This is a genomic window from Streptomyces sp. NPDC002156 (assembly GCF_053593675.1).
The window spans coordinates 1-14,892 of record NZ_JBSFDA010000219.1 but is presented as its reverse complement, the minus strand read 5'-3'; the positions used below and the strand labels follow the sequence as shown (position 1 = coordinate 14,892).

The following is a 14,892-nucleotide window of genomic DNA, read 5'->3' as shown; positions in this document are numbered from 1 at the left end:
TTCAGCCCGTCCGGCGTTTGAGGACAAGGCCCGTTCAGGGCCGGAGGGGGGTCTGGGGGCGGAGCCCCCAGGGATGGGAACGGGTAGGGGCGGCGGGGGCGAGTGGGGCTTGTCCTCGGTACGATGCCGGGCGTAATGATCGGCGAGCGTGAGGAGGCACACGCATGGCGGACGAGAGCTGTCTGTTCTGCAAGATCGTCGAGGGGCACATCCCCGCGACGATCGTCCGGGAGACAGACACCACCGTCGCCTTCCGGGACATCAACCCCCAGGCGCCGACCCACATCCTGGTGATCCCCAAGGTCCACCACCCCGACGCCGCCTCCCTCGCCGCCGCCGAACCCGCCATCGCCGCCGACGTACTCCGCGAGGCCGGTGAGATCGCCGCCGAGGAGAAGCTCGACAGCTACCGCCTCGTCTTCAACACCGGCAGCGGCGTCGGCCAGACCGTCTTCCACGCCCACGCCCACCTCCTCGGTGGACGCGGCATGCAGTGGCCGCCCGGCTGACGGGGTAACGCGCCTTGTCCGGACGTGAATTGGTGGTTCTCGGTACCGCCAGCCAGGTACCCACCCGGCACCGCAACCACAACGGCTACCTCCTCCGCTGGGACGGCGAGGGCCTCCTCTTCGACCCCGGCGAGGGCACCCAGCGCCAGATGCTGCGCGCCGGGGTCGCCGCCCACGACCTCAACCGGATCTGCGTCACCCACTTCCACGGGGACCACTCCCTAGGGCTCGCCGGCGTCATCCAGCGCATCAACCTCGACCGCGTCCCGCACGAGATCACCGCGCACTACCCCCGCTCCGGGCAGAAGTTCTTCGACCGGCTGCGCTACGCCACCGCCTATCGCGAGACCGTCCAGATCGGGCAGGTGCCGGTCGCGGGGGAGGGCGGGGTGCTCGCCACCACCGCCGGTTACCGGCTCGAAGCCCGGAAGCTCTCCCACCCCGTCGAGTCGTACGGCTATCTCCTAGTCGAGCCCGACGGGCGCCGCATACTGCCCGAACTGCTCGCCGCGCACGGCATCAAGGGGCCCGATGTCGGACGCCTCCAGCGCGAGGGCTCCCTCGGGTCCGTCACCCTCGACGAGGTCAGCGAGCTGCGGCGGGGGCAACGGTTCGCCTTCGTCATGGACACCCGGTTGTGCGAGGGCGTCCATGCGCTCGCCGCTGACTGCGACATGCTTGTCATCGAGTCGACCTTTCTCGATGAGGATCAGCAACTCGCCTCCGACCACGGGCACTTGACCGCCGGTCAGGCCGGTGCCGTCGCCCGGGACGCCGGCGTACGGCATCTCGTCCTCACCCACTTCAGCCAGCGCTACTCCGACCCCGACGAGTTCGAGCGGCAGGCGCGGGCGGCGGGGTACGAGGGGGAGCTGACCGTCGCGCATGATCTGCTGAGGGTGCCTGTTCCGAAACGGCGGTAATCCGGCCGTACGATTCCTTGATGTCCATCCCCAAAGCCGAACTGCACCTCCACATCGAAGGCACCCTCGAACCCGAGCTGGCCTTCGCGCTCGCCGCGCGCAACGGCGTCGTGCTGCCGTACGCCGACACCGAGGAGCTGCGCAAGGCGTATCTCTTCGAGGACCTCCAGTCCTTTCTGAACCTGTACTACGAGCTGATGACCGTCCTGCGCACCGAGCAGGACTTCGCGGACCTCGCCCATGCCTATCTCGCCCGCGCCGCCGCCCAGGGCGTACGGCACGCGGAGATCTTCTTCGATCCGCAGGCCCACATCGCCCGGGGGGTGGAGATGGGGACCGTCGTCGAGGGGCTTTGGCTCGCGCTCCGCGACAGCGAGTCGACACACGGCATCTCCACTCAGCTCATCATGTGCTTCCTGCGCGACCAGTCCGCCGCGTCCGCGATGGAGACCCTGGACGCGGCCCGCCCCTACCTCGACCGGATCGCCGGTGTCGGGCTCGACTCCGCCGAGGTCGGGCATCCGCCGGTCAAGTTCCGCGAGGTGTACGAGGCCGCCGCCGGGCTCGGGCTGCGGCGCGTGGCGCACGCGGGTGAGGAGGGGCCGCCCTCGTACATCACCGAGGCCCTCGACATCCTCGGCGTCGAGCGCATCGACCACGGGCTGCGCTGTATGGAGGACCCGGAGCTGGTCGCGCGGCTCGTGCGGGAGCGGGTGCCGTTGACGCTCTGTCCGCTGTCCAACGTGCGGCTGCGGGCCGTCGACGTCCTGGCCGAGCATCCGCTGCCCGCGATGCTCGACGCCGGCCTTCTCTGCACGGTCAACTCCGACGACCCCGCCTACTTCGGCGGGTACGTCGGCGACAACTTCGGGGCCGTACGGGAGGCCCTGGGCCTCGGCGAGGAGCGGCTCCGCGAGCTGGCGCGGAACTCGTTCCTGGCGTCGTTCCTGGACGGTGACGAGGAGCGGCGGGCGCGGTATCTCGCCGAGGTGGAGGCGTACGAGTTCACGCGGTGAGGGGTGCTCCGCGGGGCGTGTGGTTCGTTGGCTGCGGGCCGGTGGGGGCTGGTCGCGCAGTTCCCCGCGCCCCTATCGGGGCGCTGTGCGCCCGACTTCACCCGCACCGCTCAGGCCACCGGGCGGTACTGCTCGGTGGTCTTCACCGTGGTGAGTCTCAGGGCTCGGGACGGGGACGGGGTGTGTAGCGCCACGGCTGTCATCGGGACCGCGATCAGCAGGAGGCCGGCGGCCAGGACCGCGCCCATCGCCGGATAGCCCGTGTGTGCGGAGAGCAGGCTGCCGGTGAGCGGGCCGCACGCCGTGCCCAGTGAGGACGCCGAGCCGACCAGGACCGCCCAACGGCCGCGCGGGTCCAGGGCGGCGGCCAGGCCGATCACGTACGACAGCACGATGGGGTAGAGGGTGTTCCAGGCGATCTCGCCTGCCGCGAAGGACGTCAGGTCGGTCGCGGACGCGCTCAGCACGATGCAGGCGGCGATGACGGCCGTGCCCAGGCCGATCGGCAGTGCGCGGCCCAGGCGGGTGCCGAGTGCTCCGGCGCCGACTACCCCGAGCAGTCCGGCGCCCAGCGCGATGGCGAACACCGCGCCGACCGTCGCCTCGGAGAGCCCCGCCTGGGTGAGCCCGATCCGGCCGCTGACACCCCAGAGGGAGTTCTGGGCGAGGGACCAGCAGGTCATCGTGACGGCGAGGACCATGCCGGCCCGGGGGCGGGGGAGCGGGCTGCGGGGAGTCGGGGTGGTGACGACGGCCCTCGTGACGTGGGCTTCGCGTCCGGGGAGGGTCGCCGTCAGCGGCCATACGGCGGCTGCCGTCAGGGCCAGTGCCGCGAGGGGGAGGCCGTGGCCCGGGCCCAGGTGCGGGACCGTCAGATACACGGCGCCCGCGAGGGCGGAGACGCTCAGCAGGCCCAGAGTGGTCGTGCGGTGCGGGTCGGGGCGGCCGGCGATTCCGGTGGCGGCGACCGTGGTGGCCGTACCGGAGCCGAAGCCGCCGAGGACCGCTCCGGCGATCACGGCGTACAGGTTGGTGGTGAGGGCGGCCGTGCCGTAGCCGAGGGCGGCGAGGACGAGGCCGGTGCGGGCCAGGGTGCGTGCGCCTACGCGGTCGACCCGGGAGGCGAGCAGGAAGCCGGCCGCCGCCGAACTCAGCAGCAGCGCACTGCCGATGGCACCGGCCTGCGTGGGGCTCAGCGGGAGGTACGCGTCGAGTCTGCCGACGGTGGTGGGCAGGAGGTACGGCGCCAGGTACCCGGCCGTGAAAAGGGCGACGAGGGGCCAGGGCATGGTGGAGCGGGGGGAGAACAACGGCGTTCCTGGGCGTGCGAAAGCGAGTGTGACGGCTCGACAAATGAATGTGGCGGCTCAATGCGGGGTTGGGCGACGACCGTCGACGGACAGGAACGCGCGGGCAATTTGTATCAAGCGGGGGGTGGGGGACGGGAGTCGGGTGGGTGTGATGTGGGGCACTTCGGTGTTTGGGGTGGGGGAGGTGGGGTATTCGTGCGCACCCTCCGGAGTGGAGTGACGGGCCGCTGTCAGTGGGGTGGTGCAGACTGGCCTGATCCGCACCGTCGTCAGGGAGCGCACCGTGATCGCGTCCACCGCGTCCACCGGAGAGGGATCTTCCTACCGTCAGGCCCAGGTCGATCCCCTGGCCGCCCTGCGCGCGCCCCACGATCCGCCGTGGGACGTGTATCTGACGGGCACGGTCTTCCTCGACATCATCTTCACCGGGCTCGACACCGCCCCGGTGCGCGGCACCGAGTCCTGGGCGCGCGGGATGGGGTCCAGCCCCGGCGGGGTCGCCAACATGGCCACCGCGCTCGCCCGGCTCGGCCTGAAGACCTCCCTCGCCGCCGCCTTCGGGGACGACCACTACGGGGAGTACTGCTGGGACGCCCTCGAACAGGGCGAGCACATCGACCTCTCCACGTCACGCACGGTCCCCGGCTGGCACTCCCCGGTCACGGTTTCGATGGCGTACGAGGGCGAGCGCACGATGGTCTCCCACGGCCACGAGCCGCCCCCGGAGGAGCCCTCCCCGGACTGCCCGCCGCACGCCCGCGCGGCCGTCGCCTCCCTCACCCCGGGCGTCCGCGCCCCCTGGATCGCCCAGGCCGCCCGCAAGGGAGCCAGGATCTTCGGCGACGTCGGCTGGGACGACACCGGCCGCTGGGACCTCGCCGGTCTCGCCGACCTGGAGCACTGCGAGGCCTTCCTGCCCAACGCGGAGGAGGCGATGCGCTACACCGGCACCGACTGCCCCCGCAAGGCCGCCCGCGCGCTCACCGATCACGTACCGCTCGCCGTCGTCACCCTCGGTGCGGAGGGCGCGTACGCCGTGGACGGGCGGACCGGGGAGACCGCCGAGGTCCCGGCGATCGCCGTCGAGGCCCTCGACCCCACGGGCGCCGGCGATGTCTTCGTCGCCGGCTTCGTCACCGGCACCCTCGCCGACTGGCCGCTCGCCGACCGCCTCGCCTTCGCCGGCCTCACCGCCGCCCTCTCCGTCCAGGACTTCGGCGGCTCCCTCTCCGCACCCGGCTGGTCCGAGGTCGGGGCCTGGTGGCGCGAGATCCAGTCGTACGAGCACCAGGACCCGGCGGCGCTGCGCCGGTACGCGTTCCTGGCCGACCTGGTGCCCAGGACCGCGAGACCGCGCCCCTGGCCGCTGCGCCGGGCCGTGCCGACGATCGGCTTCGGCAGATCGGCGTGAGCACCCGCTCCCGCTCCTGCCCCTGATCCCGACCCTGCCGGACGCCCCGGCCATGACCACGTCACCGGACCGTGAGCCAAAACCCCTACGGCGTTGTCAGTGCACCGTCGTAGGCTGGGAGCGGAAGGCTACCCACGTGGTAAGCGAGCCTCATTGAGGAGGTCGTGCAGGCCTACGAGCCGGCCCATGACTCAGACACCCACAGCTCAGCCCCCTGCGCGGGGGCAGGCACGAGCGCAGTTCACCGTCCCGGCCGCGCACCCCATGGTGACCGTCCTTGGTTCCGGCGACGCCCTCCTGCGCGTGATCGAGAAGGCCTTCCCGGCGGTCGACATCCATGTCCGGGGCAATGAAGTCAGCGCCGTTGGCGAAGCGGTCGAGGTCGCCCTCGTCCAGCGGCTGTTCGACGAGATGATGCTGGTGCTCCGCACCGGACAGCCGATGACGGAGGACGCCGTGGAACGCTCGATCGCCATGCTCAGAGCGAGCGGGAACGGGGAGGGTGACGGCCAGGAGACCCCGGCCGAGGTCCTCACCCAGAACATCCTGTCCTCGCGGGGCCGCACCATCCGGGCCAAGACCCTCAACCAGAAGCGCTATGTCGACGCCATCGACAAGCACACCATCGTCTTCGGCATCGGCCCGGCCGGTACCGGCAAGACGTATCTGGCGATGGCGAAGGCCGTGCAGGCGCTGCAGGCCAAGCAGGTCAGCCGGATCATCCTGACCCGGCCGGCGGTGGAGGCGGGCGAGCGGCTCGGCTTCCTCCCGGGCACGCTGTACGACAAGATCGACCCGTATCTGCGCCCGTTGTACGACGCGCTGCACGACATGCTCGACCCGGACTCGATCCCGAAGCTGATGGCTTCGGGGACGATCGAGGTCGCGCCGCTGGCGTACATGCGTGGGCGGACCTTGAATGATGCTTTCATCATTCTGGACGAGGCTCAGAACACCTCCGCCGAGCAGATGAAGATGTTCCTCACCCGCCTCGGCTTCGAGTCGAAGATCGTGATCACGGGTGATGTGACGCAGGTCGACCTTCCGACGGGGACGAAGTCCGGTCTGCGGCAGGTGCAGGAGATCCTCGAAGGCCTCGAGGACGTCCACTTCTCACGGCTCACCTCTCACGATGTCGTCCGGCACAAGCTGGTCGGCCGTATCGTCGACGCGTACGAGAAGTACGACAGCGAGAACGGTACGGAGAACGGCACCCACAAGGGCGTCCGGAACAAGCGGAAGTAGACAAGCCAGCACCATGTCGATCGACGTCAACAACGAGTCCGGAACCGAGGTCGACGAGCAGGCGATCCTCGACATCGCCCGCTACGCGCTCGCACGGATGCGCATCCACCCGCTCTCCGAACTCTCGGTGATCGTCGTGGACGCCGACGCCATGGAGCAGCTCCACATCCAGTGGATGGACCTGCCCGGTCCGACCGACGTCATGTCCTTCCCGATGGACGAGCTGCGTCCGCCGTCGAAGGACGACGACGAGCCGCCGCAGGGGCTTCTCGGTGACATCGTGCTCTGTCCCGAGGTCGCCGAGAAGCAGGGCAAGGAGGCCGAGACCCAGCACTCCATGGACGAGGAGCTCCAACTCCTCACCGTCCACGGAGTGCTGCATCTCCTCGGGTACGACCACGAGGAGGCGGACGAGAAGGCCGAGATGTTCGGCCTCCAGGCCGCCATCGTCGACGGCTGGCGCGGCGAGAAGGGGATGACCGGTCCGTCGCCCGCCCCGACCGTGTCATGAACCCTCAACTCGTCACCGGTGCCATAGCGCTGGTCGTCGTCGCCTGGCTCGCCGCCTGCGCGGAGGCGGGCCTCGCGCGCGTCTCCAGCTTCCGCGCCGAGGAGGCGGTACGCAGCGGTCGGCGCGGGAGTGCCAAGCTCGCGCAGATCGCCGCCGACCCGACCCGCTATCTCAACGTGGCGCTCCTGGTGCGCGTGGCCTGCGAGATGGCCGCCGCCGCGCTCGTCACGTACGCCTGCCTCAAGGAGTTCGACAAGACCTGGCAGGCCCTCGCCGTCGCCATCGGCGTCATGGTCCTCGTGTCGTACGTCGCGGTGGGGGTGTCGCCGCGGACCATCGGGCGTCAGCATCCCCTCAACACGGCCACGGCGGCCGCGTACGTCCTTCTCCCGCTCGCCCGCGTGATGGGGCCGATCCCGTCGCTCCTCATCCTCATCGGCAACGCGCTCACGCCCGGCAAGGGCTTCCGGCGCGGGCCGTTCGCCTCCGAGGCGGAGTTGCGCGCGCTGGTCGACCTGGCCGAGAAGGAGTCCCTCATCGAGGACGACGAGCGCCGCATGGTGCACTCCGTCTTCGAACTGGGCGACACCCTCGTACGGGAGGTCATGGTCCCGCGTACGGACCTGATCGTCATCGAGCGGTACAAGACGATCCGGCAGGCCCTCACCCTCGCGCTGCGCTCCGGGTTCTCGCGTATTCCGGTCACCGGGGAGAGCGAGGACGACGTCGTCGGGATCGTGTACCTGAAGGACCTCGTCCGCAAGACGCACATCAGCCGGGACGCGGAGAGCGAGCTGGTGTCGACCGCCATGCGGCCCGCCGCCTTCGTGCCCGACACGAAGAACGCCGGTGATCTGCTCCGCGAGATGCAGCGCGACCGCAACCATGTCGCCGTCGTCATCGACGAGTACGGCGGCACGGCCGGCATCGTGACCATCGAGGACATCCTGGAGGAGATCGTCGGCGAGATCACCGACGAGTACGACCGTGAACTCCCGCCCGTGGAGCAACTGGGCGACGAGCGCCACCGGGTCACGGCCCGCCTCGACATCACCGACCTCGGCGAGCTGTACGGCCTGGAGGAGTACGACGACGAGGACGTGGAGACGGTGGGCGGGCTGCTCGCGAAGGCACTCGGCCGCGTACCGATCGCCGGCGCCTCGGCCGTCGTCGAACTGCCCGACGGGCGCGAGCTGCGGCTCACGGCGGAGGCGGCTGCCGGGCGGCGGAACAAGATCGTGACGGTGCTGGTGGAGCCGGTCGACGCCGCCGGGTCGCCGGAGGAGGAGAAAGAGGCGGAGGAGAAGAGCACGGCGGACAAGGGGGGTGCCGCGTGACTCCGCAGGAGCTGCGTGCCTTCTGTCTGTCCTTCAACTCCGCTGTGGAGGACTTCCCGTTCAGCCCGGAGATCTCCGTCTTCAAGGTGCTGGGCAAGATGTTCGCCCTGTCCTGGACGGACAACCGGCCACTGAAGGTCAACCTGAAGTGCGGCCCGGAGGACGCGATCCGGCTGCGCGCCGAGCACCCGGGGCTGATCATCCCCGGGTACCACATGAACAAGCGGCACTGGAACACCGTGACGGTCGACGGGGAGTTGCCCGATCAGCTCGTGCGCGAGCTGATCGAGGACTCGTACGACCTGGTGGTGGCCGGTCTGCCGCGCGCGGAGCGGTTGCGGCTCGACCGGCCCTGACCAGCCATGACCGGCTCTGCTCTGGTCCTAGTACGGCAGGATGCGGCCCGAGGGCGTCCTGCGGTCGATGGGGAGGTCGCGGGGCGAAGGAGCGCTGGGCCGACGGGTGACGCGGATGCGGGTCTGGCGGTTCATAACGCCTCCTCATGGCTCGCGGTTCCTGGGTCATGCCCTGATCGCCCGTGCCTGATACCTCTTCTTGTGTGACTTCCTTGTTGCATGCACGCCCGGGTCGGGACAAACCCCTAAGTATGCTCGTGGCATGACCGACAGCAACGCGCCCGACCTCGACCCCGAGGACCGCAAGATCGTCACCCTCGCCCGCTCCGCCCGGGCCCGCAACGACGTTCCCGAGGGGGCGGCCGTACGGGACGAGACCGGACGTACGTATGTCGCAGGGACGGTGGCCCTCGACTCGCTGAAGCTCAGCGCGCTGCGGACCGCGGTGGCCATGGCGGTGGCGTCGGGGGCGAAGTCGCTGGAGGCGGCGGCCGTCGTGAGCGTTGCCGACGGCGTTCCGGCGGAGGACCTGGCCGCTGTACGGGACTTGGGCGGGCCCGAGATCCCGGTGCACCTGGCCGCGCCGGACGGGGTGGTCCGGGTGACGCTGTCCGCGGGATGAGGTGAGTTCGGGGTGCCCTCGGCGGAGCCTGCCGCCGAGGGTCTGTCTTCGGCCACTTTTACGGCCCCTTGGAAGAACCCGTAGAGCATCTCTTGCAATCGCGAGCAACCCACGCATCAATGGAACCCGCTCTTCCGACGGACCGTCAGATTCCACCGCGCGGCGCCCCGCACCCGCCCCGCGGCTGACCGCACCCGGCCCGTCGACCCCCCACATCGCAATTCCCCACATGGCAATTCCCGTACCAGGGAAGGGAATCCGATCGATGACCAGCAAGACAGCACGTCCGTCTGCGCGCAGACGGCTCGGTATCGGTGCGGTACTCGCGGCGGGCTCGCTCGCCGCAACAGGGCTGGCGTTCGCGCCCGCCGCCGCGGCCGTCGTCCCCACCTCCGCGACGGTCACCTTCGACTGCGGTCTCTACGGCGGTGGTGCGGCCACCCTCACCACCGTCCAGACCGGCACCTCCGCCACGATCACCGTCACCTCGTCGCTCGCGGCTCCGCTCGCCCTCGCCGCCGACTCGATCAGCTCCACGCTGACCATGAGGAAGGGCACCAGCAGCACCACGGTCTTCACCGGGACCAAGAACCCGGCGATAGCCTACGGTGCCCCTGTCATCGTCGGCCCGCTGACCGGCACCGTCGCCCCCGGCGACAGCCTTGACGCGGGCGGCGGCAGCCTCGTGATGGTGATCTTCGGCATCAGCGTGACCTGCACGCCGACCGGAAACCAGTCACCGGGACCGTTCGTCTACGAGTGACGGTCCGCCTCCCCGCACCGTTCCACGCAGCGGCCGGCGTCGTTCGCTTCGCAGCGGCGCCGGCCGTTTCCGACTGGGAACGCACGGGAGCCCGCCAGTGAACTGATGGTCCGTCAGTTCACTTTCCACGGCGGCCCGTTATTTGGTGAGATTGCATTGACTTCTCACACAACCTGCACATCAATGGCCCCCGGTCGGCGCAGACGAGCCGCTGCGCCCGCATCCCTCAGAGGGGGCAACCATGGCCACCAAGGCAACCATGGGTTCGACCGGCCGAAGACGACGCTGGGCCGCGCTGCTCGGGGCGACCGCACTCGCGGTCACCACGGGCGGTGCGCTGGCCGTCCCGGCCGGCGCGCTCACCACGGCGTCCGCCGCCGTGGACTACGCCACACACTGTGTACCGCCGCCGATCGCGGGCATCCCGCCGATCGACGGCACCACCACCGGAGAGATCACGGTGGACAACACCACGCCCAAGGTCGGCGACACCGTCACCGTGAAGTACACGGTGGTCAAGCCGGCCGCCAGCAACCCCACCGATCTCCCGCTGCCCGCCGACATCATGACGCCCAGCGGAAAGGTCACCCTGGGCGGAGCGCAGACCGGCGACGTCACTGTCGTGGGGCCCAAGAAGAACGACCCCGTGCCCGGCAGGGGAGCCTTCCCGTCCTTCGACATGACCGGCACCTTCACGGTCACCGCGCCCGGCGCGATCACCCTCTCGCCCGGCGACTACAACATCCACACCAGCTACATCCTTGAGCTGGACACTCCCTGCACGCTCATCACCCCGCCCGCGCCCGTCTCCGAGACGATCACGGCGACGGACGGGACCCAGACCAACACCCGTGCCATCACGCTGGGTTCGGCCTCCGGAGCACCGGGCGCAGGGGTCACCGTGAACGGCGCCAACTTCACCCCCGGTGCCACGGTCACGCTCGCCGGCCGGTCCGGGGCCACCCAGACCGCCGACACCGCGACGGTGACCGCCGACTCCGCGGGCGCCTTCAGCGGCACCCTCGCCGTCAACGACAAGACGACGACCGGGGTCGTGGCGTACGAGGGCAGCGCGTGGAGCGACACCAAGGGCTCCCCGCCCGCCGCCTACGTCGTCATCGACGACACGCCCATCCCCGACGGCAGTCAGAAGATCACGACCACCGTCAAGGCGGGCACGCTGTCCATGGACCAGGACGGGGACGCCGTCCAGCTCTCCGCGGTCGACTTCGGCAAGGGCGGAGCCTCGAACGGGGCGCTGCGGACGGTGACCGTCCAGGACTTCCGCGGCGGTCCCGCGGGCTGGTCCCTGACGGGCAAGGTCACCGACTTCACCGGTCCCGGCGCCAAGATCGAGGCGGGCAAGCTGAGTTGGACCCCGGCGTGTGCGACCAAGGCCGGAAGTCCGAGCACCTGCCAGGCCGGTTCGGCCGGTGCCGTGGGGAGTTCGGGAGCCACCCTGGCCTCCGCACCCGACGGCACGCTCACCGGCGGCGAGTTCACCGTCGACGCCGGACTGTCCCTGAACGTACCGGCGTTCACCCCGCCGGGCACGTACTCGGGCGTACTCACCCTCACCCTCTCCTGAACAACGTTCGCCTGAACGGCTGTTCGTCATCCGGTGGCCGGGCGCGCACCCGCCCGACCGCTCCGGCCGTCCCGTCCGTGGGGGGTCCGCACCCATGTCGCTCCCGATGTCGCTCCTGATACGCAGCAAGCCGTACGCCCTTCTCGCACTCCTGATGGCGGTGCTCGGTGCGTCACTCCTGACGTCCGCGCCCGCCCGCGCCGCCGACAACGGCAGCTGGTCGGTCTTCCCCACCGCGTCGGCCGTGGCGCAGCGCCCGTACTTCTATCTCTCCGCCGATCCCGGCACGGCCGTCGAGGACAAGGTCACCGTCGCCAACAAGACGGACAAGCCGCTCACCTTCCGGCTGTACGCGGCCGACGCCTACAACACCGCCCGCGACGGCGGGTTCGCGGTACGCACCCTCGACGAGAAGCAGCGCGGCGTCGGCGCCTGGGCGCGGCCCGCGAAGTCCCGGGTCACCGTGCCCCCGCACAAGTCGGTCACCGTGCCCTTCACCCTCCGGGTGCCCGAACGGGCCGAACCCGGCGACCACGTGGGCGCGTTGGTCGCCCTCGACGAACGGATCGACGAGGGCGACGGCTCACTGGCGCTAGGGGTGCGGCGGGCGGTCGGGGCGCGGGTCTATCTGCGGGTGAGCGGTCCCGCCGTCTCCGCGCTCGCCGTGGAGAAGGTCCGCATCAGCCACGACCAGCCCCTCGTCCCGGGCCTCGGCGACAGCACGGCGACGATCTCGTACACCCTCCACAACACGGGAAACGTCACCCTCGACCCCCGGGTGGAACTCCGGGCCCAGGGCCTGTTCGGCCGCACACTCCTCACCCGCGACCTGACGAAAATCCCCTCCGAGCTACTGCCCGGCCAACGAGTCCACCTCACCGAACCCTGGCACGACGCCCCCCAACTCGACTGGGGCGACATCACGTTGACGGCATCCGCCAAGAACACCCGCGAGTCGGCAAGCGTGTCCTTCTTCGCCCTGCCCTGGCTGATGGCGGTGGTGCTGGTGGTGTTCGGCGCGGTGGCGACGGTGCTGGCAGTCAGAGCCCGCAGAAACAAGCCCCGCAGGAACGCGCCCCGAACGGGCCGCGCCCCAAAGGGGCGCGGGGAACTGCGCGACCAGCCCCAACGGCGCAGCACCGAACCGACAACACAGAGCGGCACTCCCAGCTGAGCGCTCAGCTCAAGACGACGCCGCCTCAGAGCGCGTCGGGCCCACGCTCCCCCGTCCGCACCCGCACGACGGAGCCAACCGGCAGCACCCACACCTTGCCGTCCCCGATCTTCCCCGTCCGCGCCGCCGCAACAATCGCGTCGACGGCCGCATCGGCGTCCCCGTCGTCGACGACGACCTCGATCCGCACCTTGGGCACCAGATCGACCTGGTACTCGGCGCCGCGGTACACCTCGGTGTGGCCGCGCTGACGCCCGTACCCACTGGCCTCGGTCACGGTCAGACCGTGCACCCCGAGTTCCTGGAGCGCGGTCTTGACCTCGTCGAGGCGGTACGGCTTGACGATCGCGGTGATGAGCTTCATGCCTGGCTTTGACCTTCTGCGCGGGAGAGGGGACGACGGAGGACGGGACCGGGACGCCGTGATCGTATGCCGGTGCGGGCGTGTGCCGTAAGGCCGAGGCCGGTGTGTTCCCAGGCCGTCCCGGGGCCGGTACGGGGGCTCGGCGTGCGGCGGGTCTCCGTGGATCAGGGACAATGGGCGCCATGAGCGTTCGTACCCCGTCATCCGAGCCGTCCGAGCCGTCCGAGCCTTCGAAGGCATCGGGCGCGCACCGCGCCGGCTTCGCCTGCTTCGTGGGCCGCCCGAATGCGGGCAAGTCCACCCTTACGAACGCTCTGGTCGGCCAGAAGGTGGCGATCACCGCCGACCAGCCGCAGACGACGCGGCACACGGTACGGGGCATCGTGCACCGCCCGGACGCGCAGCTGATCCTGGTGGACACCCCGGGCCTGCACAAGCCGCGCACTCTGCTTGGCGAACGCCTGAACGACGTGGTGCGAACGACGTGGGCCGAGGTCGACGTCATCGGGTTCTGCCTCCCGGCGAACGAGAAGCTCGGCCCCGGTGACCGTTTCATCGCGAAGGAACTGGCGGCGATCAAGAAGACGCCGAAGATCGCGATCGTGACGAAGACCGACCTGGTGGAGAGCAAGGCGCTGGCCGAGCAGCTCATCGCGATCGACCAGCTCGGGCGTGAGCTGGGCTTCGAGTGGGCGGAGATCGTGCCGGTGTCGGCGGTCGCCGGCCAGCAGGTGGATCTGCTGGCCGACCTGCTGGTCCCGCTGCTTCCCGAGGGCCCGGCGCTCTACCCGGAGGGTGACCTCACGGACGAGCCGGAGCAGGTCATGATCGCGGAGCTGATCCGGGAGGCGGCGCTGGAAGGCGTACGGGACGAGCTGCCCCACTCGATCGCGGTCGTGGTCGAGGAGATGCTCCCGCGCGAGGACCGCCCGGCGGACAAGCCGCTCCTCGACATCCACGCGTTCGTCTACATCGAGCGGCCCAGCCAGAAGGGCATCATCATCGGCCCGAAGGGGCAGCGGCTGAAGCAGGTCGGCATCAAGAGCCGCAAGCAGATCGAGGCGCTGCTGGGCACGCCGGTCTTCCTGGACCTCCATGTGAAGGTCGCGAAGGACTGGCAGCGGGATCCGCGGCAGCTGCGCAAGCTGGGCTTCTGAGGGACCTGCCCGCTGTCACAAACGGCGGGGCAGCCCTGTCCTTACTCCGGACAGTCTCTGTTTGGAGGAACACATGAGCGCCGAGCACGCACACCTGCCCCCGGGCATCGACGTGATCACGACCCTGCCGGATGCGGCGACCCTGATCCCGGCCGGCTCCGAGGCCAGGTCCGTCCGGGTCACGCTGGCACCCGGTGACCCCGGCGCGCCGCCGCACCGGCACCCCGGCCCGCTCTTCGGCTACGTGACGGAGGGCGAGGTCCTCTTCGAACTGGAGGGCCAGCCGCCCCGGGTCCTCAAGGCCGGCGACGCCGTGTTCGAGCCCGGCGGCGACGTCATCCACTACCAGGGCGCGAACAACCTCGCGGACGCCCAGTCCCAGCTGGTGGTGACGATGTTCGCCCCGCCCGGAACCCCGCTGCTGACGGTGGTCAGCGCGGAGGAACTGGCAGAACGCAGCCACCTGCGCTTTTTCAGCCCGTCCGGCGTTTGAGGAGCGGGGTCTGGGGCGGAGCCCCAGAAGGATGGGACGGGTAGGGGCGGCGGGGGCGAAAACCCTTCGGGCGGGCCGCCGGCGGGCGGCGGGGGGCGGGCCGCCCCGGGCCC

16 protein-coding genes are annotated in these 14,892 nt (G+C 70.4%); 14 read left to right on the top strand and 2 right to left on the bottom strand.

What is annotated here, in order from left to right:
- Window positions 1-164: 164 nt before the first annotated feature.
- From ACWCRB_RS44725 to ACWCRB_RS44715, 3 genes are read left to right on the top strand one after another with little or no spacing between them, the layout of a single operon-like run.
- Window positions 165-509, top strand: coding sequence for a histidine triad nucleotide-binding protein (locus ACWCRB_RS44725; RefSeq protein WP_451001554.1), 345 nt, complete (start codon window positions 165-167; stop codon window positions 507-509).
- A gap of 14 nt (window positions 510-523) precedes the next feature.
- Complete coding sequence (locus ACWCRB_RS44720; RefSeq protein ID WP_451001553.1) at window positions 524-1,432, top strand: ribonuclease Z; 909 nt, start codon at window positions 524-526, stop codon at window positions 1,430-1,432.
- 20 nt (window positions 1,433-1,452) lie between these two features.
- Window positions 1,453-2,448 (top strand): adenosine deaminase, encoded by a 996-nt coding sequence (locus ACWCRB_RS44715; RefSeq protein WP_451001552.1) that lies wholly within the window; start codon window positions 1,453-1,455, stop codon window positions 2,446-2,448.
- A gap of 110 nt (window positions 2,449-2,558) precedes the next feature.
- On the opposite strand, the gene ACWCRB_RS44710 is transcribed toward ACWCRB_RS44715, so the two are convergent.
- A complete protein-coding gene (locus tag ACWCRB_RS44710) occupies window positions 2,559-3,758 on the bottom strand; it encodes an MFS transporter (protein ID WP_451001551.1) in 1,200 nt (399 codons plus the stop codon).
- 283 nt (window positions 3,759-4,041) lie between these two features.
- Between ACWCRB_RS44710 and ACWCRB_RS44705 the strand changes: the two genes are divergently transcribed.
- From ACWCRB_RS44705 to ACWCRB_RS44665, 9 genes are all read left to right on the top strand, one after another.
- Complete coding sequence (locus ACWCRB_RS44705) at window positions 4,042-5,169, top strand: carbohydrate kinase family protein (protein WP_451001556.1); 1,128 nt, start codon at window positions 4,042-4,044, stop codon at window positions 5,167-5,169.
- Between the two features lie 186 nt (window positions 5,170-5,355).
- Complete coding sequence (locus ACWCRB_RS44700) at window positions 5,356-6,414, top strand: PhoH family protein (protein WP_369037574.1); 1,059 nt, start codon at window positions 5,356-5,358, stop codon at window positions 6,412-6,414.
- A 13-nt stretch (window positions 6,415-6,427) separates the two neighbouring features.
- The gene (gene ybeY / locus ACWCRB_RS44695; RefSeq protein WP_235479189.1) at window positions 6,428-6,925 is read left to right on the top strand and encodes an rRNA maturation RNase YbeY; all 498 of its coding nucleotides are present in this window, start codon (window positions 6,428-6,430) and stop codon (window positions 6,923-6,925) included.
- The gene (locus ACWCRB_RS44690; protein ID WP_451001550.1) at window positions 6,922-8,262 is read left to right on the top strand and encodes a hemolysin family protein; all 1,341 of its coding nucleotides are present in this window, start codon (window positions 6,922-6,924) and stop codon (window positions 8,260-8,262) included. The genes ybeY and ACWCRB_RS44690 overlap by 4 nt, the downstream gene beginning before the upstream one ends.
- Window positions 8,259-8,618 (top strand): MmcQ/YjbR family DNA-binding protein, encoded by a 360-nt coding sequence (locus ACWCRB_RS44685; protein WP_451001549.1) that lies wholly within the window; start codon window positions 8,259-8,261, stop codon window positions 8,616-8,618. Before ACWCRB_RS44690 ends, ACWCRB_RS44685 begins: the two co-directional genes overlap by 4 nt.
- Window positions 8,619-8,880: 262 nt before the next feature.
- Window positions 8,881-9,240, top strand: a complete 360-nt coding sequence (locus ACWCRB_RS44680) for a cytidine deaminase (protein ID WP_451001548.1) — start codon at window positions 8,881-8,883, stop codon at window positions 9,238-9,240.
- A 265-nt stretch (window positions 9,241-9,505) separates the two neighbouring features.
- Window positions 9,506-10,003, top strand: a complete 498-nt coding sequence (locus tag ACWCRB_RS44675) for a hypothetical protein (protein WP_451001547.1) — start codon at window positions 9,506-9,508, stop codon at window positions 10,001-10,003.
- A 259-nt stretch (window positions 10,004-10,262) separates the two neighbouring features.
- On the top strand, window positions 10,263-11,591 hold the full coding sequence (locus tag ACWCRB_RS44670) for a beta-xylosidase (protein ID WP_451001555.1): 1,329 nt from the start codon (window positions 10,263-10,265) through the stop codon (window positions 11,589-11,591).
- 106 nt (window positions 11,592-11,697) lie between these two features.
- The gene (locus tag ACWCRB_RS44665) at window positions 11,698-12,765 is read left to right on the top strand and encodes a WxL protein peptidoglycan domain-containing protein (RefSeq protein WP_451001546.1); all 1,068 of its coding nucleotides are present in this window, start codon (window positions 11,698-11,700) and stop codon (window positions 12,763-12,765) included.
- A 25-nt stretch (window positions 12,766-12,790) separates the two neighbouring features.
- On the opposite strand, the gene ACWCRB_RS44660 is transcribed toward ACWCRB_RS44665, so the two are convergent.
- A complete protein-coding gene (locus tag ACWCRB_RS44660) occupies window positions 12,791-13,129 on the bottom strand; it encodes a P-II family nitrogen regulator (RefSeq protein ID WP_451001545.1) in 339 nt (112 codons plus the stop codon).
- A gap of 173 nt (window positions 13,130-13,302) precedes the next feature.
- Between ACWCRB_RS44660 and era the strand changes: the two genes are divergently transcribed.
- Window positions 13,303-14,286 carry a GTPase Era gene (gene era, locus ACWCRB_RS44655; RefSeq protein WP_451001544.1) on the top strand — a complete coding sequence of 328 codons (984 nt, stop codon included), beginning with the start codon at window positions 13,303-13,305 and terminating at the stop codon, window positions 14,284-14,286.
- Between the two features lie 73 nt (window positions 14,287-14,359).
- Entirely contained in the window at window positions 14,360-14,779 is a 420-nt protein-coding gene (locus ACWCRB_RS44650; RefSeq protein WP_451001543.1) for a cupin domain-containing protein, read from the top strand.
- The last annotated feature ends 113 nt before the right edge of the window (window positions 14,780-14,892 follow it).

Bases quoted from the DNA above. Each gene is read 5' to 3' on its own strand.
- ACWCRB_RS44725 (WP_451001554.1), top strand. From the start codon at position 165: ATGGCGGACGAGAGCTGTCTGTTCTGCAAGATCGTCGAGGGGCACATC.
- ACWCRB_RS44715 (WP_451001552.1), top strand. From the start codon at position 1,453: ATGTCCATCCCCAAAGCCGAACTGCACCTCCACATCGAAGGCACCCTC.
- ACWCRB_RS44700 (WP_369037574.1), top strand. From the start codon at position 5,356: ATGACTCAGACACCCACAGCTCAGCCCCCTGCGCGGGGGCAGGCACGA.
- ybeY (WP_235479189.1), top strand. From the start codon at position 6,428: ATGTCGATCGACGTCAACAACGAGTCCGGAACCGAGGTCGACGAGCAG.
- ACWCRB_RS44690 (WP_451001550.1), top strand. From the start codon at position 6,922: ATGAACCCTCAACTCGTCACCGGTGCCATAGCGCTGGTCGTCGTCGCC.
- ACWCRB_RS44680 (WP_451001548.1), top strand. From the start codon at position 8,881: ATGACCGACAGCAACGCGCCCGACCTCGACCCCGAGGACCGCAAGATC.
- ACWCRB_RS44675 (WP_451001547.1), top strand. From the start codon at position 9,506: ATGACCAGCAAGACAGCACGTCCGTCTGCGCGCAGACGGCTCGGTATC.
- ACWCRB_RS44670 (WP_451001555.1), top strand. From the start codon at position 10,263: ATGGGTTCGACCGGCCGAAGACGACGCTGGGCCGCGCTGCTCGGGGCG.
- ACWCRB_RS44665 (WP_451001546.1), top strand. From the start codon at position 11,698: ATGTCGCTCCTGATACGCAGCAAGCCGTACGCCCTTCTCGCACTCCTG.
- ACWCRB_RS44660 (WP_451001545.1), bottom strand. From the start codon at position 13,129: ATGAAGCTCATCACCGCGATCGTCAAGCCGTACCGCCTCGACGAGGTC.
- era (WP_451001544.1), top strand. From the start codon at position 13,303: ATGGGCGCCATGAGCGTTCGTACCCCGTCATCCGAGCCGTCCGAGCCG.
- ACWCRB_RS44650 (WP_451001543.1), top strand. From the start codon at position 14,360: ATGAGCGCCGAGCACGCACACCTGCCCCCGGGCATCGACGTGATCACG.